The sequence below is a fragment of the Nocardia aurea genome (assembly GCF_003123685.1).
In the GTDB taxonomy this organism is placed as follows: Bacteria; Actinomycetota; Actinomycetes; order Mycobacteriales; family Mycobacteriaceae; genus Nocardia; species Nocardia aurea.
The window spans coordinates 130,540-151,104 of sequence record NZ_QCYJ01000144.1 but is presented as its reverse complement, the minus strand read 5'-3'; the positions used below and the strand labels follow the sequence as shown (position 1 = coordinate 151,104).

Below are 20,565 nucleotides of genomic sequence, written 5' to 3'. Positions count from 1 at the left end.
TCACCCTAGGGTGCCGTATCGGTGGTTACCGCAGTTCCAGACCGTTTTTCAGGCACCGTCACTGTTTCGTCACAGGATTTCGACCGCCGATCGATCCCGCACCGCATAGCGTCGAACCGTGACCGAAGCCCACGTTGATCCGCACGGAGTGACCGTGGTTATTCCGTGTCGAGACGAAGCTGAATCATTGCCGGATGTCCTCGCGGCGATCCCCGCCGGATATCACGCACTGGTCGTCGACAACGGGTCGACCGATGGCACCGACGCCGTCGCCCGCAGTCGCGGCGCGACCGTGGTCCGCGAGGAACGCCCCGGTTACGGCTCGGCGGTGCAGGCGGGTATCCACGCGGCCCGCACCGAATTGGTCGCGGTACTGGACGGCGACGGGTCGATGGATCCCGCCGAACTGCCCGATCTCGTCGAATTGGTCCGTGGCGGAGTCGATCTCGCGGTGGGGCGGCGTCGCCCGGTCGGCGCGGGGGTGTGGCCGTGGCACGCGCGGATGGGCAATATCCTGATCGCCCGCAGGCTGCGGCACAGGTACGGACTCCCCGTGCACGATATCGCCGCCATGCGGGTGGCCCGGCGCAGCACCGTGCTGTCGCTGGGGCCGCTGCATCCCCGCTCCGGATATCCCCTGGAACTGCTGGTCGGGGCGGCCGGTTCGGGATGGCGGGTCGTCGAACGGGATATCAGCTATCGGCCCAGGTCGGGCGGCCGATCCAAGGTGTCGGGATCGTGGCTCGGCACGGTGCGCGCCACCAGGGATTTCCTGGCGGTGCTGCGATGACCGGCCGCGAGACGACGCTGCTCGTCATCGCCAAGGCGCCGATCGCCGGATTCGCCAAGACCAGGCTGACCCCGCCGCTCGATCCGCGCGCGGCGGCCCTGGTGGCCGCGGCGTCGCTGCTCGACACTCTCGACGCGGTGACACGCAGCGGGGTCACCCACCGGGTGGTCGCGTTCACCGGTGATCTCGCCGTCGCCGAACGCGGTGCGGAATTGGCGCGGGCACTGGAGGAATTCGTGGTATTTCCGCAGCGCGGACCCGATTTCGGCACCAGGCTCGCGAACGCGCACGCCGACGCCGCCCGGTTCGGCGGTCCTGTCCTCCAGATCGGGATGGACACCCCGCAGGTCGGTCCCGACGTGCTCGGCGCCGCCGCGCGATGGCTGGCCGAGGACGATTCGGTATTGCTCGGACCCGCCGAGGACGGCGGATGGTGGGCGCTCGGACTGCCGGTGCCGCAGCCGGCGCATCTGCTCTCGGGGGTGCCGATGTCGACCTCTCGCACCGGTGAGATGACCCGTGACATGGTGCGCCACTGTGGTTTCCGAGTGCGTGACCTGCCCACCTTTCGGGATGTGGATACCTTCGCCGATGCGGTGGCGGTGGCGGCGGTCTCGGGTGGACGTTTCGCCGCGACCGTCGACGCCGTGCGCGAACACGGGCTGGTGACACGGTGAGCGGCACCGATTTCGACGTGTTCGATCGCATGCTCGCGGGGGAGCGATGTTGGATACGCAGCGACGACGGAATGCGTCATCGGCTGCCGACCCGGCGTTGGCTCGGGCTGTCCGGGGCCGAGCACCGGGCGGATTCGGCGCTGACCGCCTGCTGTGACGGACCGACGCTCGACCTGGGCTGCGGTCCCGGCAGGCTCGTCGCGCGATTGCTGCGCCGCGGGGTCCTCGCCCTCGGCGTCGACATCTCGCCCGCGGCGGTGCACATCACCAGGTTCCGTGGCGCACCGGCGCTGCATCGCGATCTGTTCGGCCCGTTACCGGGGACCGGACGCTGGGCGTATGCCCTGCTGGCCGACGGCAATATCGGCATCGGCGGCGATCCGGGGCGCATCCTCGCGCGCACCGCCGAACTGCTCGCCCACGACGGGCTGGCCATCGTCGAATTCGCCGTTCCTGGAACAGGTGTGGTGACCCGCCCGATCCGGTTGGAATCACGGTCCGGGGTCGGCGCGTGGTTCCCCTGGTCCCGTGTCGGCATCGAACACGCGGACGAGGTCGCGGACGGGGCGGGCCTTCGGGTGGTCGGCACGGCCTCGGTGGACGGCAGACATATCGCGTGGTTACGGCGTGACCCGGAGGCGGAGCAGGTGCGTTGCGATGAGTTCCGGTGATATCGATTCCGGCCCGGGGGGGTTCGGATTTCCGGCGGGTGCGCGAGTGGTCGCGGATCTCGCGGGCGCGGGGGCCCGAGGTCGCGAGCCGGGTCGGCATCGCGCTCGGCGTCGCGATCCTGATCTGTTTCTGCACCGGTCTGATCAGTCACGGCATCCAACATCCGCCGAACTGGTTCCGGTGGCCCGCGCATCCGGTCTGGCTCTACCGGTTCACCCAGGGACTGCATGTCGTGTCCGGGGTGACCGCGATACCTCTTGTCGTGGTGAAACTCTGGGCGGTCTATCCCCGGCTGTTCCAGCGTCCGCTGTTCGGCTCGCCGCTGCGCGTCCTGGAACGCGGATCGATCGCACTGCTGGTCGGAGCGGTCCTGTTCGAACTGTCGACGGGACTGCTCAATATCGCCCAGTGGTACCCGTGGAAATTCTTCTTCCCGACCGCGCACTACGCGATGGCCTATATCGTCGCCGGTGCGCTGGCGGTGCACCTCGCGGTGAAGTTGCCGGTCATCAGGGCGGCGCTGAGTCGTCCCTTGGATTCGGAAGCGGGGACCGTGCCGAGCACTCCGGTCCAGCCGCGTCGCGCGGTGGAGGCAGGTCGGCCCGTCGCGGCGCCGGGTGGTTCGTCGGACTCGGGTCGATCGGTCGAACCGCGCGGCGGTGACACGCCGAATCGTTCCGAGGTGTCGGCGCGTGCGGCGGGGCCGGACGGTTCGGTCGAGACGCCGGGAACGTCGAAGCCGTTGGACACCGATAGTGCTGGTGGACAGCGTAGTTCGAGGCGTACCGTGCTCACGGCGGCGTGGGTTTCGGCTGGGGTGGCTGCGCTCGCCGTCGCCGGACAGAGCGTGCCACTGCTGCGGCCTCTCTCGTTCGCGGCACCGCGCAGCGGGCATGGGCCGCAGGGGCTTCCGGTGAACCGGTCGGCGACGGCGGCCGGTGTGCGCGACAGCGCGCGGGATCCGGCGTATCGGCTGCGGGTCGTGGTGGGGGAGCGCAGTCGGGAATTCAGCCGCGCAGAGTTGTCGGCACTGCCGCAGACCACCGCGACACTGCCGATCGCCTGCGTCGAGGGGTGGAGTGCGTCGGCGGACTGGTCCGGGGTGCGTCTGCGCGACCTGCTCGAGATCGTCGGCCCGTATCCGGGCGGTGCGGTCGGCTTCGCCTCGCTCGAGACCGGCGGCATCTATCGCACGTCGTTGCTACCGCAACCGCACGTGGTCGCCTCGGACACGCTGATCGCCTTGACGCTCAACGGCGCGACGCTGGATCTGGACCACCGCTACCCGTGTCGCCTGATCGCGCCGAACCGGCCCGGTGTGCTCCAGACGAAATGGCTGTCGAGTATCGAGGTGCGCGCATGACCGCCGTGCGCGTGGCGCTGGTCGCGGCCGGATTGTGGCTCGGCTGGCACGGCATCGCCCTGTTGTTCGATCTGAGCCGCCCCGATCTGGTGTCGGTGATCCTCTGGTTCGCGGCCGCGATCCTGGTGCACGACGGGGTCTTCGCGCCGCTGTGCGCCCTGACCGGTGCGACGGCGCGCTACTACCTGCCGCGCACCCGGTGGGGTCCGATCGCCTGCGGTGCGGTCTGCACGGTCGCGGTGCTGCTGATCACCGCCCCGGTCCTGCGCCGCGGCGGGGCCGTCGCGGACAACCCGACCGTGCTCGACCGCGACTATCCGCTCGGCCTCACCGTCGCGCTGGCCCTGATCTGGATTCTCGTACTCGCCGCGGAAATGGCAGGACACCTTCGCGCGCGGCGGCTACGACATTCCGGCGGCAACGCGACAGGGAGTGCGACCTGACGGAATCGGCGACCGCACCGGGCGTCCCGAGTCGTCACCCGGGGCGATGCCACACGGAGGTCGACAGGTCGGCGTTCGCGAGATCGATGACGAGCCCATGTAAGTGGGGGCGTAGCGGATGGTAACCGGCGGACGCGCGAGTCCGACATACCGAGGGTAATAGCCGCTGCGGAAGGAGAGATTCGTCATGAGTTACCCGGATCTGATGAACTGGCTGGTCGAGGGCTACCTCAACGGTGACCCGATTCGCTACCCGATCTTCGTCACCATGATGTTTCTCGGTATGCCGCTGCAACTGCTGTCGACACTCTCGGGAGCGCCCTTCTGATCACCCCGCGGACCACGTGACCCGAGTCGCATACCCGGCGTCGTGTCCCGCCCTGTCAGCGCGGCCGCGGTCCCGACCCCGTCGGCGCCACGATCGCGCCGACATCCACCCCCGCCCGCGGGATCCCCTCGAGGAAATCCGCGCCCAGGGCTTGGCTCGGGGTGTGCGCTCCGGCGGGGACGGATTCGGTCTCGGCCAGTGTCCGCACCGCGTGCAGGGCGCTGGCGGCGGTGAAATCGTAGGTGTTGGCGACCACGAGGCTCAGCTGTCTCGCCTGCCCGGCGGGATCGCTGACCTCGGCCCACAGTTCGCTGCGGGTGTCGGCGCGGGTGTTCTCCGACGGGCCGGTGATCGCCGCCGCGATCCCCCGATCGAGCAGTTTCGCGACGCCGGGAAGGCGTAGCGTCGCGCGCACGACGGGATCGACGCAACGGAGGAAACCGCCGAACGGGATCCGGGTGAAGTCGGTGATATTCGCGATGCCGGTGGAGCGGTACGCGCTGCTGATGTCGCCGAGCGGGATGCTGTGGACGGTGACCTCTTCGCTGGCCAGCCGGACCCGGCGGGAGCGATGCGCGGTCGCGACCGACACCAGGTCACCGTTCGCGCGCACCCGTCCGCCCGCCTGTGCGCCCTCCAACGCGGTGCGCAGGGTTCCGCGACTGAACCCGCCCCGGCTGACCAGGGCGATATCGAGGTGGGTGGCGGTCGGCAGTTCCCGGGCCAGGCGCACCGCGAGGTATTCGGTGGGCACGACGTCGAACCCCACACCCGGCACGAGCGCGACCCCGGCCGCCACCGCCGCGTCGTGCAGCCCGTACAGCGCTTCGAAGACGTCGACCTCACCGGTGACGTCGGTGTAGTGGGTGCCGGTGCGCAGGCAGGCACGCGCCATCGGCAGCGCCGTCGCCGAGAACGGGCCCGCGCAGTGCGCGACGATATCGACGTCGGCGAGCGCCGCGTCCAGTCCGGCGCTGTCGGCGAGATCCACCACGACGAACGGCAGATCCAGTCGTCGCGCGACCGCGCCGACGGCCTTCGCGTCGCGGCCCGCGAGCACCGGCCGCTCACCGGCGGCGACCGCGCGCTCGGCCAGCAGCGCACCGGTGTAGCCGTTCGCCCCGTAGATCATCCACGTCATGCCGGTCTCGGTCCTCTCGCGCGGGTTGCCCGGTATGAACTACCGGTACTGACAAACTGTAACTTGTTCCCCGAGACCTCAGCCCCGGTAGGGATGGGCGCGGTCGAGCGCCAGGTTGAGTTCGACCACGTCCACGGTGGGTTCGCCGAGGAATCCGAGCACGCGACCGGAGGTGTTCGCCGCGACCAGATCGGACACCCGCTGTTCGGAAATGCCACGGGCCCGAGCGATTCTCGCGATCTGGATGGTCGCGTACTCCGGGGAGATGTGCGGATCGAGCCCGCTGCCGCTCGCGGTCACCGCGTCGGCCGGGACGGCGGGTTCGGCAGGCCCGTCGCCGTGGATCGGGACGATACGGCCCTCGGTGTAGCCGCCGAGTTCGCTCGCGCACCGGACCGCGACGCCGTGGTAGCGCTCCAGGAACGGGGTCGGATGTCGCGAGCACAGTTCGTTGACGCTGTAGACGGCCACCGGCCGCGAGACTTGCCCGTCGGCGTCGCGCGGTCCGATGACGGAAAGGACAGCGCCGATACCGTCGTCGGTGCAGAACGGACGGCGGCCGTCGACCCCCTCACGGTCGGCGATCTCCTTGCTCCGCGCGCAGACGGTGGTCAGCAGGCCGGGTTTCGTCACGGTATCGCCCGCGTCGTCGGTGACGGTGACGTCGCGGATGTCCTCCGGCCCGAGATTGGACGCCGAGGTCGACAGCGGGTCGTACCCGTCACCGGAGTCCGCGCCGAGCTCCCCGGCCGCCGACGGCCTGCTCTGGAAGTACTGGACGAGCGCCGCGCCGTCGGCGCCGGTGAACGGCTGGCCGATCAGACTGCTGCCGACGACCTTCCCGTCCACCTCGATCAGCGAACCGTCGGCCCGGTCCTTCAGGCCCGGTACCTGCCCGACCGCGAAAACCGCTACGGGATAGACGATTCCGGTGATCACGGTGAGTACGAGCAGCGCGCGCAGCGCTGCCAGATGCTGACGCATCCACGTCGACATACGCATTTCAGGACATCCCTGGGAGGAGTTGGACGAGCAGGTCGATGATCTTGATGCCGAGGAACGGCGCGATGATGCCGCCGAGACCGTAGACGGTCAGGTTGCGGCTCAACAGTTTCGACGCGTGCGACGGCGTGTAGCGCACACCACGCAGCGCCAGCGGAATCAGGGCGACGATGACGAGGGCGTTGAAGATCACCGCCGACAGGATCGCCGATTGCGGACTGGCCAGGCGCATCACATTGAGCAGGTCCAGACCGGGGAACAGCCCGACGAACAGGGCGGGCAGGATCGCGAAATACTTGGCGATATCGTTCGCGATCGAGAATGTGGTGAGCGCGCCGCGGGTGATCAGCAACTGTTTGCCGATCTCCACGATCTCGATCAGTTTGGTCGGGTCCGAATCCAGGTCGACCATATTCCCGGCCTCCTTGGCCGCGGAGGTGCCGGTATTCATCGCCACGCCGACATCGGCCTGCGCGAGCGCCGGTGCGTCGTTGGTGCCGTCGCCGGTCATCGCGACCAGCCGTCCGCCGTCCTGTTCCTTCTTGATCAGCGCCAGTTTGTCCTCCGGCGTGGCCTCGGCGAGGTAGTCGTCGACACCGGCCTCCTCGGCGATGGCCTTGGCCGTCAGGGGATTGTCGCCGGTGATCATGACGGTGCGGATGCCCATTCTGCGCATCTCGTCGAACCGTTCCCGCATGCCCTGTTTGACCACGTCCTTCAGGTGGATGACGCCCAGCAGCCGGGCCCGGCCCTCGGCCACCTCCGCGACGACCAGCGGCGTACCACCGGACGCCGATATGCCGTCGACGATGACGCCGAGTTCCACCGGAACCGCACCGCCCTGTGATCGGACCCATTCGGTGACGGCGCCCGCGGCCCCTTTGCGCAGTCGGTGATCATCGGCGAGATCCACCCCCGACATGCGGGTCTGTGCGGTGAACTCCACCCAGGTCGCACCGGTCAACTCGCCCGGCGTCCGTTCACGTTTGTTGTAGACCTGTTTGGCGTACACCACGATCGAGCGGCCCTCCGGCGTCTCGTCGGCGAGGCTGGACAGCTGTGCCGCGTCGGCCACCTCGTCGTCCGGAATACCGGGCAGCGGAACGAATTCCGCGGCCTGACGGTTGCCGAGGGTGATGGTGCCGGTCTTGTCGAGCAGCAGGGTGTTCACATCGCCCGCGGCCTCCACCGCACGACCCGACATGGCCAGTACATTGCGCTGGACCAGCCGGTCCATGCCCGCGATGCCGATGGCGGAGAGCAGTGCGCCGATGGTGGTCGGGATCAGACAGACCAGCAGCGAGACCATGACGATGCCGGTGATGCCGTGCGCGTCCAGCGCGGAGGTGTCGGGAACACCGGGGTTGTTCGCCTTGGAGTAGATCGCCAGCGGCTGCAAGGTCACCACGGCGAAGACGAAGATGATCGTCAGCGCGGCGAGCAGGATGTTCAGCGCGATCTCGTTGGGCGTCTTCTGCCTGCTCGCGCCCTCGACCAGCGCGATCATCCGGTCGAGGAAACTGTGGCCGGGTTCCTGGGTGATCCGTACGACGATCCGGTCGGACAGCACCGTGGTGCCGCCGGTCACCGCGGACCGGTCACCGCCGGATTCCCTGATCACGGGCGCGGATTCGCCGGTGATGGCCGACTCGTCCACCGAAGCGATGCCCTCGACCACGTCACCGTCGCCCGGGATGACCTGCCCGGCCTCGACGACGACGTGGTCGCCGCGCCGCAGTTCCGGTGCGCCGACACGTTGTTCGACCACGCGGCCACCCGGTGTCCAGTCGGCGAGCCTGCGTGCGACGGTGTCGGTCTTGGCTCTGCGCAGCGCGTCGGCTTGGGCCTTGCCTCGGCCCTCGGCCACCGCTTCGGCCAGATTGGCGAAGATCACGGTCAGCCACAGCCATACGACGATCGCCCAGGCGAAGAAGGCGGGGTCGGCGATCGCGAGCACCGTCGACCAGACCGCGCCGATCTCGACGATGAACATCACCGGATTGCGCCACAGGACGCGCGGGTCGAGTTTGCGGACCGCGTCGGGCAGCGAGGTCAGCAGCATCCTCGGCTCGAGCGCGCCCCGTGCGACGCCTCCTCTTCGCTGATCGGACTTGTTTTCCCTGACGGCACTGGTCATTTCAGTGAATTCCTTCGGCGAGCGGCCCGAGCGCGAGAGCGGGCAGGAAGGTGAGCGCGACCAGGATCACCGTCACGCCGACGACCATGCCCACGAATTGCGGCCGGTGCGTCGGCAGGGTGCCGATCGACGCGGGGGTGGCGCCCTGCCTGGCCAGTGACCCGGCGAGTGCGAGGACGAAGACGATCGGCAGGAACCGGCCGAACAGCATGGCCAGGCCGAGCGCGGTGTTGTACCACTCGGTGTTCACGCTCAGACCGGCGAAGGCCGAACCGTTGTTGTTGGCCGCCGAGGTGAAGGCGTACAGCACTTCCGAGAGTCCGTGCGGCCCCGAGTTGAGCATGCTCGCCCGCTGTCCCGGCAACGCCATCGCCAGCGCGGTACCCACCAGCACGATCAACGGGCTGATCAGGAAATACGACGCGGCCAGCTTGATCTCGCGCGGCGTGATCTTCTTGCCCAGGTATTCCGGGGTGCGCCCGACCATGAGACCCGCGACGAAAACGGTGATCACCGCGAGGATGAGCATGCCGTAGAGCCCGGAACCGGTGCCGCCGGGCGCCACCTCGCCCAATTGCATATCGACCATGGTCATCATGCCGCCGAGGCTGGTATAGGAGTCGTGGAACGAGTCGACCGCACCGGTCGAGGTGAGCGTGGTCGAGGCCGCGAAGGTCGCCGAATTCGCCACGCCGAAGCGGGTTTCCACACCTTCCATGGACGCGCCGATCGCGGTCGGCACGGTGCCGTGATGCTGGAGTTGGAAGAGGTTGGTGAGGCTTACGCCGACCAGCGCGATGGTGCCCATCACCGCCACGATCGCGTAGCCCTGCCTGGTGCTGCCGACCATCCGGCCGAAGGTGCGCGGCAGCGAGAAACTGATCAGCAGCAGCAGGAAGATCTCGATCCAGTTCGTCCACGCCGTCGGATTCTCGAATGGATGGGCGGAATTCGCGTTGTAGAAGCCGCCACCGTTGGTACCGAGTTCCTTGATGACCTCCTGGCTGGCCACCGGCCCGCCCGGAATGGTCTGCCGCGCGCCGTTGAGCGTCGAGGCGACCTGATCGTGCAGGTGGAAGTTCTGCACGACGCCACCCGCCACCAGCACGATCGCGAAGACGAACGCGAGCGGCAACAAGATGCGGATCGTGCCGCGCACCAGATCGACCCAGAAGTTGCCGAGTTCGCCGGTATGCCTGCGCGCGAAGCCGCGCACCAGCGCCACGGCGACCGAGATGCCCACCGCCGCCGACACGAAATTCTGTACCGCCAGACCGGCCATCTGCACCAGATGGCCCTGGGTGGATTCGCCGGAATACGCCTGCCAGTTCGTATTGGTCACGAAACTGACCGCGGTGTTCCAGGCCAGCGCGGGAGTCATCTCGGTGCCCGGATCGGTCAGGTGCAGCGGCAGTCCGCGCTGGAGCAATTGCAGGAAGTACAGGAACAGGACGCCGACCGCCGAGAACGCGAGCACGCTGCGCGCGTAGACGCCCCAGGTCATCTCGACCTCGGGTTTCGCGCCGATGGCCCGGTAGATCAGCCGTTCGGCCCTGGAATGCCGGTCGCCGCTGTAGACCCGGTACATGTAGTCGCCGAGCGGTACGTGCGCCACGGCGAGCGCGAGGACCAGGGAGGCGACGAACGCGATCCCCGCCGTTGTGGTGTTCACCTAGAACCTCTCGGGAAAGAGCAGAGCCGCCACCGTGTACAGCGCGACGAGGACGGCGAGCGCGAGTCCGACCAGATTCGCGATCACAGCTTCTCCACCGCCCGCTGGATCAGGCCGAGCAGTGCGAACACCGCCACGGTGAGCACCGTGAAAATCACGACAGACATGAACAATCAACCTCCGTTCGCACTCCCCTCATGGAGTGCGCACCGGTGAGTCAAGTCCGCGAAAGGGCTGTCGCCGCGCTTCCTTACGGGTTCTTGGCGGTCCAGCGGCAGGCCTTGACGTCTCGTTGACGGCGCGCGCCGCGGGTGGAAAGAGTCCGTCAAGGCCGGGCGCGATCCCGTCAAGACGTCGTAAAGACCGCGCTCGTCGCCGGACGCCGGGGGTAGGAACGACATCGAGGGGCCGAGCGGACATTCCAGCGCGACCCCGTGGTGGAAAGGAAGTCGGTCGTGGCGGTCACCCTGGTCGTGGGGTTCGTACTGTGCGCGCTGTCGATAAGGACATCGCAGGTGGCGGCCGGTGATGGTGGCGCCGGTCGGCGCGCGAGGAAGCTCGCGACAGACCGTGTTCGCAACGGTGGCCGCGCGTCGTGGCGCGCGATGATGGACGAGTGAAACGCGGTCAGCTTCGCATCTACCTGGGTGCGGCACCGGGGGTCGGCAAAACCTTCGCCATGCTCGGCGAAGCACATCGCCGCGTCGAACGCGGTCGCGATGTGGTGGCCGCGTTGGTCGAGACGCACGGCCGGGCCAAGACCGCGGAACTTCTCCAGGGAATCGAGCGGATCCCCACGATGCCGATCACCTATCGCGGCGCCGAATTCCGGGAACTCGATGTCGAGGCGGTGCTGCGCCGCCAACCCTCGGTCGTGCTCGTCGACGAACTGGCCCATACGAACGCGCCGGGCAGCAGGCACGAGAAGCGCTGGCAGGACATCGAGGAACTGCTCGACGCCGGTATCGACGTCATCTCGACGGTGAACGTGCAACATCTGGAGAGCCTCAACGACGTCGTCGAGCAGATCACCGGAGTCGAACAGCGCGAGACCGTTCCCGACGCGGTCGTGCGCGGCGCGGAACAGGTCGAACTGGTCGATATCACCCCGGAAGCGTTGCGGCGCAGACTTTCCCACGGCAACGTCTATGCCGCGGACAAGGTCGACGCCGCGTTGCGGCACTACTTCCGTCAGGGCAATCTGACCGCGCTGCGCGAACTCGCGTTGCTCTGGCTGGCCGATCAGGTGGACGCGGCGCTGGCGAAGTACCGGGCCGACCACAAGATCACCGATCTGTGGGAGGCGCGCGAGCGCGTCGTGGTCGCGGTGACCGGCGGTCCGGAATCGGAGACGGTGGTCCGGCGCGCGAGTCGCATCGCGACGAAATCGAGTGCCGATCTCGTCCTGCTGCACGTGGTGCGCGGTGACGGGCTGGTCGGCGTCTCCGCGGCGCGGATGGCGAGACTCCGTGATCTCGCGGCCAGTCTCGACGCGTCGCTGCACACGGTGACCGGCGAGAATGTGCCCGCCGCGCTGCTGGAATTCGCCCGCGAGGTGAACGCGACGCAGTTGGTGCTCGGCACCTCGAGGCGGTCGCGCTGGGCCAGGATCTTCGACGAGGGCATCGGGTCGACCGTGGTGCAGCGGTCCGGGAAGATCGATGTCCACATGGTCACCCACGAGGAGGCCAACCGGGGCCTGCGCCGACGGTCCATCGCACCCCGGCGGTCGGTGACGGCCTGGCTCGCCGCGGTCCTCGTGCCGCTGGCGGTCTGCGGGATCGGCGCCGCGTTCCTGGACGGGTACCTCGAACTCGGCGGTCTGAGCGCGATGTTCTTCATCGGCGTGGTCGCGGTCGCCCTCCTGGGCGGCGTCGTGCCGGCGGCGTTCTCGGCGCTGTTCTCCGGACTGCTGCTGAACTGGTTCTTCGCCGACCCCCGCTACAGCCTGACCATCGCCGAACCCGACAGTTTCGTCACCGTGGTGGTACTGCTGATCGTCGCGGTCGCGGTGGCTGCCCTGGTCGATGTCGCGACCGAACGCGCGGGCCAGGCGCGCAAGGCCTCTCGGCAGGCCGAACTGCTGACGATGTTCGCGGGCGCGATCCTGCACGGCGCCGACCTGCCCAAACTGCTGGAACAGGTGCGCGAGACCTATGGGTTCCGCGCGGTCGCCATGATGTGCGGTGACGTGGTGGTCGCGCAGGTCGGGGTCGATCCGCCGCGCCGCGCCGCCGACGCCGAGACCGTCGTCGAAGCCGGTGACACGACCAGCGCGTTGCTGCTCGCGGGATCCGCGCTCTCGGCGGGTGACCGGCCGGTCCTGACCGCTGTCGCGAACCAGGCGGCGGGACTGGTGCGACAGGCGCGACTGGCCGAGGAGGCGAACGCGGCGGCGGCGCTCCTGGAAGCGGACCGGTTGCGCCGGGCATTGCTTTCGGCGGTCAGCCACGATCTGCGCACCCCGTTGGCCGGGGCGAAGGCCGCCGTCTCCAGTCTGCGCAGCGACGATGTCGAATTCTCGCCCGAGGACACCGCCGAACTGCTCGAGGCCGTCGAGGAGTCGGTGGATCAGCTGACCGCGCTGGTCGGCAATCTGCTCGACTCGTCGCGTTTGGCCGTCGGCGTCGTCACGCCGCGGGTGCACCGGATCTACCTGGACGAGGTGGTGCATCGCGCGCTGGTCAGCGTCGGGATGGGCGCGCGTGGACCGCGCCGTGCCGCCATGGATCGGGTCGAGGTGGCGGTGGGCGAGATCTCGGTGCTCGCCGACAGCGGGCTGCTGGAACGGGTGGTCGCCAACCTGATCGACAACGCGCTGCGTCACTCCGGACACGACACCCCGATCCGGGTGACGGCGGAACGGGTCGGGGATCGGGTCTCGCTGACGGTCGTCGACGTGGGCCCCGGCATTCCCCGCGGTGCCGAGGAGCAACTGTTCGAACCGTTCCAGCGTCTGGGCGATCACGACAACACGACCGGCGTGGGATTGGGACTGTCGGTGGTGCGCGGGTTCGTCGAGGCGATGGACGGCACGGTGCACGCCGAGCCGACGCCGGGTGGCGGGCTGACGATGGTCGTCGATCTGCCCGCCGACCCGGAGGCGTCGTCCGGGGTCGTCGAGACGGAGGCGTCGTCCGGGGTCGTCGAGACGGAGGCGGGTGCGGAGTCGTCGATCGCGACGGAACAGACGTCGGAGGTGGTTCCCGCCGACGCCGCGTCCTTGCCCAACCCCGTCGACGAGCGTGAAGGCGGTGGCCGATGATGACAACGACCGTGATCGAACGGGCCACGGCGCAGTATCCGGAGAGGCGGAGCGAAGTCTCGATGACCGAAACCAAGCAGGACGGCTCGTCGATCACGGTGCTCGTCGTCGACGACGAACCGCAGATCGTGCGGGCGTTGCGCATCAACCTGTCGGTGCGCGGCTACGAGGTGATCACCGCGGGCAGCGGGGCGGCGGCATTGCGCGCGGCCGCCGAAAGGCATCCCGACGTGGTGATCCTCGATCTCGGGCTGCCCGATATGGACGGGATCGAGGTGCTGGCCGGGCTGCGCGGCTGGACGGAGATCCCGGTGATCGTGCTGTCGGCCCGCACCGATTCCGCCGACAAGGTCGAGGCGCTGGACGCGGGCGCCGACGACTACGTCACCAAACCCTTCGGCATGGACGAACTGCTCGCCAGGCTGCGCGCGGCGGTTCGGCGCGGTGCGGCCGCCTCGGCCGATTCCGACGATCCGGTGGTGGTGACCTCGTCGTTCACCGTCGATCTGGCCGCCAAGAAGGTCACCAAGGACGGTGTTGCCGTACATCTGACGCCCACCGAATGGGGCATGCTCGAAATGCTGGTCCGTCACCGGGGGAAGCTGGTCGGGCGCAAGGAACTGCTGCGCGAGGTCTGGGGGCCGTCCTACGCCACTGAAACCCACTACCTGCGCGTGTATCTCGCGCAGTTGCGGCGCAAACTCGAAGACGATCCGTCGCATCCGAAACACCTGCTGACCGAGGCGGGGATGGGGTACCGCTTCCAGGAATGAGCGGCGGCGCGCACGTTCGTCCTCGCGGGTGTGACGATGCTCCCCGCAGGAATGCGGGCGCGTCCGGACGGTGTTGGCAACCGTGAGTGGTTCCCGACCGTCCCGACGACAATGGCAGGATCGACCCATGGCTGACCAGACCGCTGCACCCGTGACCAATGCCGCCGTGAGCAACGCGGCAGCGCCGACGAGCGCGGAACCGACCACGCTGTGGGCCGAGCGCACCGGAACCCGCGAGTACACCGGTCGCAGTTCCCGTGGCGCCGAGGTACTGATCGGGTCGCAGGGGGTCCCAGGCCGGTTCACGCCGGGCGAACTGCTGAAGATCGCGCTGGCCGCCTGCTCGGGTCTGAGCGCGGATTTCCCGCTCTCGCGTCGGCTCGGCGACAATTTCGACGCCACCATCCGGGTGTCGGGCGACCCGGATCGGGAGAACGAGGTCTACCCGCAACTCGACGAGGTCTTCGAACTCGATCTGAGCGAACTCGACGACGAAGCCCGCGAACGACTACTCGTCACCGTGACGCGGGCCATCGACAAGGTGTGCACCGTCGGTCGGACATTGAAGTCGGGGACCAAGGTGACGCTGTCGTTCGAGGTCGACGCCTGAGCCGACACGCGGGAAGCCGCGCCGGGCGCGAACCGACTCCGCCGGTGGGGTGCACCCGTCGACGCCGCACCCGTTAGGGTCTGCGCCATGGGTGAGATACCTGCGCCGGGATCCGGGCCGGACGAGCGCGCGCGACTGAGCGCGTGGGTGCACGGCACCGTGCAGGGTGTCGGATTCCGCTGGTGGACGCGCTCGCGCGCACTGGAACTCGGACTCACCGGATATGCCAGGAACGCACCCGACGGCCGCGTGCACGTGGTCGCCGAGGGACAGCGGACAGCCTGCCTGAAGTTGCTGGAACTGTTGCGCTCGGGCGATACGGCTGGCCGGGTCACCCTGGTTGTGGAAAGCTGGGAGCCCGCGCGGGGTGATATGCCCGGATTCGAGGAGCGGTAGTGGTGGTTTCGAGAGTGCCGGGGAGGTTTCGTTGAGCACGCAGCAACCGGGTGGGGAATCATCTGGCGGTTCCGGTCGTGAAGAACCGGGCAGTAGTGCGCCGATTCCGCCGTCGCCCGGGGTTTTTCCCGGAGCCGGTGACAATGCGCCGCCGCCTTGGCCTCCGCCTTCCGGAAGTTCTTCCGGGGCCGGTGGTAACGCGCCTCCGCCGTGGCCGCCTTCCGGAGGTACTTCCGCGTCCGGTAGCAATTTGCCGCCGCCTTGGCCTCCGGCTTCCGGAGGTACTTCGGGTCCCGGTGATAACGTGCCGCCGCCGTGGCCGCCTTCTGGAGGCTCCGCTGGGTCGGGTGGTAACGCACCTCCGCCATGGCCGCCTTCCGGAGGTACTTCGGCGTCCGGTGGCAATGCGCCGCCGCCGTGGCCGCCTTCCGGGGGCACCGCTGGGTCGGGTGGCAACGTGCCGCCGCCGTGGCCGCCGCCCGGAGGTACTTCGGCGTCCGGTGGTAACGCGCCGCCGCCGTGGCCTCCGGCTTCCGGAGGTGCTTCGGGTCCCGGTGATAACGCGCCTCCGCCGTGGCCTCCGCCCGGAGGTCCTTCCGAGTCCGGTGACAACGCGCCTCCGCCGTGGCCGCCCCCGGATTCGACGGGTTCCGATGCGGGCCAGCCGGTTCCGACCACGCCATTCGGTGCACAGCAGGGTGATGACCGGCAGTCCTGGCAGGGCAGTGTCCAGCGCCAGGAACCCGGCGTCACCCAGCCGCGTCCACCGACCGTCGCCGAGTCGAGGGCGCGTGACAAAGCGCGCAAACGCGCCGAGGAAGCGCAGCGCGCGGCGGTCGCCGCCACGCAGAACAAGAAGCGCAACCGCAATCGCGTCCTGATCGGCGGTGTCGCCGTCGTCGGCGTCGCCGGATTGGTCGGCGGCGGCTACCTCGCGTATCGCGCGCTGACAGCGCCGGATTCGGTGACCGCCTCGTGCGTGCAGGTGAACGAGAAGGGGCAGGAGGTCGTGGTCGAGGACAAGTTCTGCAAACCCGGCCAAGCCGGGTTCGCCGACGACGACACCGGACGCAACAGCGCGGGCGCCATCATCCTGCTCGGTGGCTGGCCGCAGTACCGCTACTACTACGGCGGCAGCACCACCATCGGCAAACCGCCGACGGGAGCGGTTACCGTGCGGCCCAAGGGCGCCGAGATCAAGACCAAATCCGGCACCACCGTGCAGCGCGGCGGACTCGGGAGCAAGAGCACCGGGGGCGGATCGTAATGCGGCGTGTCCGAGGCACGCCGAGGCCAGGATGGCAGCAGATCATCGAAGGCCAGGGTCTGGTCTACGGTGCGCCCGGCCGCGACGCGAGCGGACAGCCGCGCCCGTACTGGGACGAATCGGTGCACTACGAATTCGACATGGCGGAGATCCTCGCGCTGGAAGCCGATGTCGAACTGCTGCATTCGATGTGCCTGCACGCGGTCGAACACGTCGTCCTGACCGAGCGGTACCGGGAATTCGGCCTGCCGGAGTGGACGTGGGAACCGATCGCCGAATCCTGGCGGCGCAGCGACCCGCACGTGTACGGCCGCTTCGATCTGCGCTACGACGCGCGACGTCCGGCGAAACTGCTGGAATACAACGCCGATACGCCGACCTCGCTGCTCGAGGCCGCGATCATCCAGTGGCACTGGCTGACCACGGTCCACCCCGACGACGACCAGTGGAATTCGCTGCACGAGAAGCTGGTCGAGCGCTGGCGCGAATTGCGCGACATCCTGCCCTCGGCACAACTGCATTTCAGCTGGTCGTCCGCCGACGCCACGGGTGAGGACAATGTCACCACCGCGTATATGCAGGAGACCGCGGCCGAAGCGGGGTTCGACACCATCGCGCTGCCGATCGAGGAGATCGGATTCGATTCCGAGCTGGAACGTTTCGTCGATCTCGCCGAGGCCCCGATCGAATCGGCTTTCAAGCTCTACCCGTGGGAGTGGGTGCTCGACGACGACTTCGGAAAGAAGGTCGTGCAGAGTCTGCCGCAGACCATGTGGGTGGAACCGCTGTGGAAAACCCTGCTGAGCAACAAGGCGATTCTCGCGGTGCTGTGGGAGATGTATCCCGGGCACCCGAATCTGTTGCCCGCCTATCTCGACGAGCCGCACGAACTCACCGAATACATTCGCAAACCGAAATTGGGGCGCGAGGGCGCGAATATGACGATCGTCGGCGCGGGTATGGAGACGGCGACCGGCGGGATGTACGGCGACGAGGGTTTCGTCTACCAATTGCTCGATCCGCTGCCGGAATTCGACGATATGCGGCCGGTCCTCGGTGCCTGGATGGTCGGCGACACCGCCGCCGGTCTCGGTATCAGGGAGACCGCCGGTCTGATCACCGACGACGGCGCCGCCTTCGTCCCGCACCGCATTCCCACGAACTAGACGTTCAGTGTTCAGGAAGGACCATCGATGACCGCAGTCGCCCTCGAATCGGGGTACTGGAGCTCACTCGGCGAAGGCGTGGGGGCCATTCTCCTCTACGCCGTGATCGGCCTGGTGTTGATGCTCATCGGCTTCTACGCCATCGATCTGACGACGCCGGGTAAATTGCGCAAGCTGGTCGCCGCGGGCAAGCCCAACGCCATCATCGTGACCGCCGCCGGCATCATCAGCATGGCGATCATCGTGGTCCTCGCGATCTTCTCCTCCGAGGGCAAACTGTCCGAGGGCCTGATCTCCTCGCTGGTGTACGGCCTGGTCGGCATCATCGCCCAGGTCATCTCGGTGCGCGTGCTGGAGCGGGTGCTCGGCATCCACATCGGGAACGCCCTGCACGCCGATACCTACACCGTCGAGGTTCTCGTCGTCGCCGCCGCGCATTTCGCGCTCGGTCTCGTCGTCGCCTTCGCCATCCTGTAGACCGCCGTCGCGGAGGCCGGAACCCGTTGGCGGGTTCCGGCCTCCGAGGCGTATCACCGGGTCAGTGACCGCGGGCGATCCAGTCGGCCAGCGCGGGCTTCTCGGCGCCGATGGAGGTGCCGTCGCCGTGCCCGGTGTGCACGGTGGTGTCCTCGGGGAGGGTGAGCAGCCGGGTCCGGATGGATTCGATGATGGTGTCGAAATCCGAATAGGAGCGTCCGGTGGCTCCCGGTCCCCCGTTGAACAGGGTGTCGCCGGTGCACAGCGCGTGCAGTTCGGGCAGGTGCAGGCTGACCGAGCCGGGGGAGTGGCCGGGGGTGTGCAGGATGTCGATATCGGTGCCCGCCACCGTGATTCGCTCGGTATCGGCGAGCGAGCGATACCCGACGCCGGGGTGGGTCATCTGCCACAGCGGCTCGTCGCCGGGGTGTAACAGGATGGGCGCGTCCAGGCGTTCGCTCAATTCCGGTGCGACGGTGACGTGATCGTTGTGCCCGTGCGTGCAGAGCACCGCGACGACGTTACGGTCGCCGACGGCCGCCGCGATCGCGTCCGCGTCGTGCGCGGCGTCGACGACCACGACCTCGCTGTCGTCGCCGATCAGCCAGACGTTGTTGTCCACATCCCAGGTGCCGCCGTCGAGCGAGAACGTGCCCGAGGTGACGACCCGATCGATACGCGCGCTCACAGGACCACCACCGATCGCAGCACGTCGCCCTTGTGCATCGAGTGGAATGCCGCTTCCACCTGGTCGAGCGCGATGCGTTCGGAGACGAAGCGGTCCAGCGGCAGCCGGCCCTGGCGGTACAGGTCGATCAGCACGGGGAAATCGCGCTCGGGCAGGCAGTCGCCGTACCAGGAGGATTTGAGCGCGCCCCCGTGGGAGAACAGGTCGATCAGCGGCATGTCGAGGGTCATCTCCGGGGTGGGGACGCCGACGAGAACCACGGTTCCGGCCAGATCGCGCCCGTAGAACGCCTGCTTCCAGGTTTCCGGACGGCCGACCGCGTCGATGACGACGTCAGCGCCGAATTCGTCGGTGAGTTCCTTGAGGCGCTCCACCACGTCCTCGGTACTCGCGTCGATGGTGTGGGTCGCGCCGAATTCGGTGGCCCAGGCGAGTTTCCGGGCGTCGCGGTCGATGGCGATGATGGTTTTCGCCCCGGCCAGCCTCGCTCCCGCGATGGCGGCGTCGCCGACGCCGCCGCAGCCGATCACCGCGACACTGTCGCCACGGGACACATTGCCGGTGTTGACCGCCGCGCCGATCCCCGCCATGACGCCGCAGCCGAGCAGGCCCGCGACGGCCGGATCGGTCTCGGGATCGACCTTGGTGCACTGCTTCTCGTGCACCAGCGTCTTGTCCGCGAAGGCGCCGATGCCGAGGGCTGGGCTCAGTTCGGTGCCGTCGGTGAGCGTCATCTTCTTGCTCGCGTTGCTGGTGTCGAAGCAGTACCAGGGCCGTCCGCGCTGACAGGCGCGGCACTGTCCGCAGACCGCGCGCCAGTTCAGCACCACGAAATCGCCCGGGGTCACGTGGGTGACCTCGGCGCCGACGGTGTCCACGATGCCGGCGGCTTCGTGGCCGAGCAGGAACGGGAACTCGTCGTTGATACCGCCCTCGCGGTAGTGCAGATCCGTGTGGCACACCCCGCATGCCTGAACGCGCACGACCACGTCGTGCGGTCCGGGGTCCGGGATGACGACGTCGACGATCTCTACCGGTGCACCTTTGCCTCGGGCGATGACGCCACGCACGGTTTCCGACACGAATGCCTCCTGGGTTCGGCCTGTCGCTTTTCGAACATCGCCCATCCTGCCGTGCACGGCATCGGTGCGCCACGGGGACCGGCAAACGGTTGACATTCCACATTGGAGGATTCATTCTTGAGTTACATTCCAATGTGGAATATGACCGCGGTGTCGCGGCCGTAGGAACAACGACATAAGGAATCGGATATGGATATCGCGACCGGTATGCGGGCATCGGACCAAGAGCGTGACCATGTGGTGGGGCTGTTGAGCAGGCATCTGGCCGAAGGCAGACTCGACCTCGCCGAATACGACCAGCGCGTGGCGAAGGTCTACGCCACCGCCACCCGGGACGATCTGGCTCTGGTGCTCTCCGACCTGCCCCGGCTCTCGAAGCAGGCACCGGGCGACACCGGCGTCACCCGCACCCGGATTCCGCTCTGGCAGCATATCGAGGGTGTGTCGTGGCTCGGAGTCAGCCTGCTGGTGCTGGTGATCTGGGGCGCGATCTCGCTCGGCGTCGGCGAACTCACCTACTTCTGGCCGGTCTGGGTGATCGGACCGTGGGGTGCGGTACTCGCGTTCCGCATGGTGACCGGATTCGAATCCGGACATCACCGCAAGCGGGTCTGAA

Annotated in this window: 22 protein-coding genes; 15 read left to right on the top strand and 7 right to left on the bottom strand. The window is 68.1% G+C overall.

Annotated elements, in window-relative coordinates:
• The first annotated feature begins 148 nt into the window (after positions 1-148).
• The 6 genes from DAT37_RS37475 to DAT37_RS45100 all read left to right on the top strand — a co-directional run bounded on the left by DAT37_RS37475 (position 149) and on the right by DAT37_RS45100 (position 4,273).
• Positions 149-790, top strand: a complete 642-nt coding sequence (locus DAT37_RS37475; RefSeq protein ID WP_109529712.1) for a glycosyltransferase family 2 protein — start codon at positions 149-151, stop codon at positions 788-790.
• Positions 787-1,467 carry a TIGR04282 family arsenosugar biosynthesis glycosyltransferase gene (locus DAT37_RS37470; RefSeq protein ID WP_109529670.1) on the top strand — a complete coding sequence of 227 codons (681 nt, stop codon included), beginning with the start codon at positions 787-789 and terminating at the stop codon, positions 1,465-1,467. The genes DAT37_RS37475 and DAT37_RS37470 overlap by 4 nt, the downstream gene beginning before the upstream one ends.
• On the top strand, positions 1,464-2,138 hold the full coding sequence (locus DAT37_RS37465; protein WP_232840237.1) for a methyltransferase domain-containing protein: 675 nt from the start codon (positions 1,464-1,466) through the stop codon (positions 2,136-2,138). Before DAT37_RS37470 ends, DAT37_RS37465 begins: the two co-directional genes overlap by 4 nt.
• Positions 2,139-2,176: 38 nt before the next feature.
• A complete protein-coding gene (locus tag DAT37_RS37460; protein WP_232840236.1) occupies positions 2,177-3,502 on the top strand; it encodes a molybdopterin-dependent oxidoreductase in 1,326 nt (441 codons plus the stop codon).
• Positions 3,499-3,945, top strand: a complete 447-nt coding sequence (locus tag DAT37_RS37455; RefSeq protein WP_109529669.1) for a hypothetical protein — start codon at positions 3,499-3,501, stop codon at positions 3,943-3,945. The genes DAT37_RS37460 and DAT37_RS37455 overlap by 4 nt, the downstream gene beginning before the upstream one ends.
• A 187-nt stretch (positions 3,946-4,132) precedes the next feature.
• A complete protein-coding gene (locus tag DAT37_RS45100) occupies positions 4,133-4,273 on the top strand; it encodes a hypothetical protein (RefSeq protein WP_198654632.1) in 141 nt (46 codons plus the stop codon).
• 55 nt (positions 4,274-4,328) lie between these two features.
• Here DAT37_RS45100 and DAT37_RS37450 read toward each other — a convergent pair whose 3' ends face one another.
• The 5 genes from DAT37_RS37450 to DAT37_RS37425 form a co-directional block, all read right to left on the bottom strand.
• On the bottom strand, positions 4,329-5,414 hold the full coding sequence (locus DAT37_RS37450; protein ID WP_109529668.1) for a saccharopine dehydrogenase family protein: 1,086 nt from the start codon (positions 5,412-5,414) through the stop codon (positions 4,329-4,331).
• A gap of 78 nt (positions 5,415-5,492) precedes the next feature.
• Positions 5,493-6,416: a potassium-transporting ATPase subunit C gene (locus DAT37_RS37445; RefSeq protein WP_109529667.1), complete on the bottom strand. Its 924-nt coding sequence runs from the start codon at positions 6,414-6,416 to the stop codon at positions 5,493-5,495.
• 1 nt (position 6,417) lies between these two features.
• Complete coding sequence (gene kdpB / locus DAT37_RS37440) at positions 6,418-8,553, bottom strand: potassium-transporting ATPase subunit KdpB (protein WP_109529666.1); 2,136 nt, start codon at positions 8,551-8,553, stop codon at positions 6,418-6,420.
• A gap of 1 nt (position 8,554) precedes the next feature.
• The gene (gene kdpA / locus DAT37_RS37435; protein ID WP_109529665.1) at positions 8,555-10,225 is read right to left on the bottom strand and encodes a potassium-transporting ATPase subunit KdpA; all 1,671 of its coding nucleotides are present in this window, start codon (positions 10,223-10,225) and stop codon (positions 8,555-8,557) included.
• 83 nt (positions 10,226-10,308) lie between these two features.
• Entirely contained in the window at positions 10,309-10,392 is an 84-nt protein-coding gene (locus tag DAT37_RS37425; protein WP_109529663.1) for a potassium-transporting ATPase, read from the bottom strand.
• A gap of 288 nt (positions 10,393-10,680) precedes the next feature.
• On the opposite strand from DAT37_RS37425, the gene DAT37_RS37420 reads away from it, so the two are divergent.
• The 8 genes from DAT37_RS37420 to DAT37_RS37385 all read left to right on the top strand — a co-directional run bounded on the left by DAT37_RS37420 (position 10,681) and on the right by DAT37_RS37385 (position 18,179).
• On the top strand, positions 10,681-10,845 hold the full coding sequence (locus tag DAT37_RS37420) for a hypothetical protein (RefSeq protein ID WP_157978884.1): 165 nt from the start codon (positions 10,681-10,683) through the stop codon (positions 10,843-10,845).
• Entirely contained in the window at positions 10,842-13,490 is a 2,649-nt protein-coding gene (locus tag DAT37_RS37415) for a sensor histidine kinase (RefSeq protein WP_109529661.1), read from the top strand. Before DAT37_RS37420 ends, DAT37_RS37415 begins: the two co-directional genes overlap by 4 nt.
• 62 nt (positions 13,491-13,552) lie before the next feature.
• Positions 13,553-14,263 carry a response regulator gene (locus tag DAT37_RS37410; RefSeq protein WP_109529709.1) on the top strand — a complete coding sequence of 237 codons (711 nt, stop codon included), beginning with the start codon at positions 13,553-13,555 and terminating at the stop codon, positions 14,261-14,263.
• Between the two features lie 127 nt (positions 14,264-14,390).
• Entirely contained in the window at positions 14,391-14,873 is a 483-nt protein-coding gene (locus DAT37_RS37405; RefSeq protein ID WP_109529660.1) for an OsmC family protein, read from the top strand.
• An 87-nt stretch (positions 14,874-14,960) separates the two neighbouring features.
• Positions 14,961-15,269: an acylphosphatase gene (locus DAT37_RS37400; protein WP_109529659.1), complete on the top strand. Its 309-nt coding sequence runs from the start codon at positions 14,961-14,963 to the stop codon at positions 15,267-15,269.
• A 457-nt stretch (positions 15,270-15,726) separates the two neighbouring features.
• Positions 15,727-16,536: a hypothetical protein gene (locus DAT37_RS46160; protein WP_269814833.1), complete on the top strand. Its 810-nt coding sequence runs from the start codon at positions 15,727-15,729 to the stop codon at positions 16,534-16,536.
• Positions 16,536-17,702, top strand: coding sequence for a glutathionylspermidine synthase family protein (locus DAT37_RS37390; RefSeq protein WP_109529658.1), 1,167 nt, complete (start codon positions 16,536-16,538; stop codon positions 17,700-17,702). The genes DAT37_RS46160 and DAT37_RS37390 overlap by 1 nt, the downstream gene beginning before the upstream one ends.
• Positions 17,703-17,729: 27 nt before the next feature.
• Positions 17,730-18,179 (top strand): DUF350 domain-containing protein, encoded by a 450-nt coding sequence (locus DAT37_RS37385; protein WP_109529657.1) that lies wholly within the window; start codon positions 17,730-17,732, stop codon positions 18,177-18,179.
• Positions 18,180-18,240: 61 nt separating this feature from the next.
• Here DAT37_RS37385 and DAT37_RS37380 read toward each other — a convergent pair whose 3' ends face one another.
• Complete coding sequence (locus DAT37_RS37380) at positions 18,241-18,867, bottom strand: MBL fold metallo-hydrolase (protein WP_109529656.1); 627 nt, start codon at positions 18,865-18,867, stop codon at positions 18,241-18,243.
• Entirely contained in the window at positions 18,864-19,949 is a 1,086-nt protein-coding gene (locus DAT37_RS37375) for an S-(hydroxymethyl)mycothiol dehydrogenase (protein ID WP_109529655.1), read from the bottom strand. Before DAT37_RS37375 ends, DAT37_RS37380 begins: the two co-directional genes overlap by 4 nt.
• A gap of 189 nt (positions 19,950-20,138) precedes the next feature.
• Here DAT37_RS37375 and DAT37_RS37370 point away from each other — a divergent pair, with 189 nt between their 5' ends.
• Entirely contained in the window at positions 20,139-20,564 is a 426-nt protein-coding gene (locus DAT37_RS37370) for a DUF1707 SHOCT-like domain-containing protein (protein WP_109529654.1), read from the top strand.
• Position 20,565: the final 1 nt, after the last annotated feature.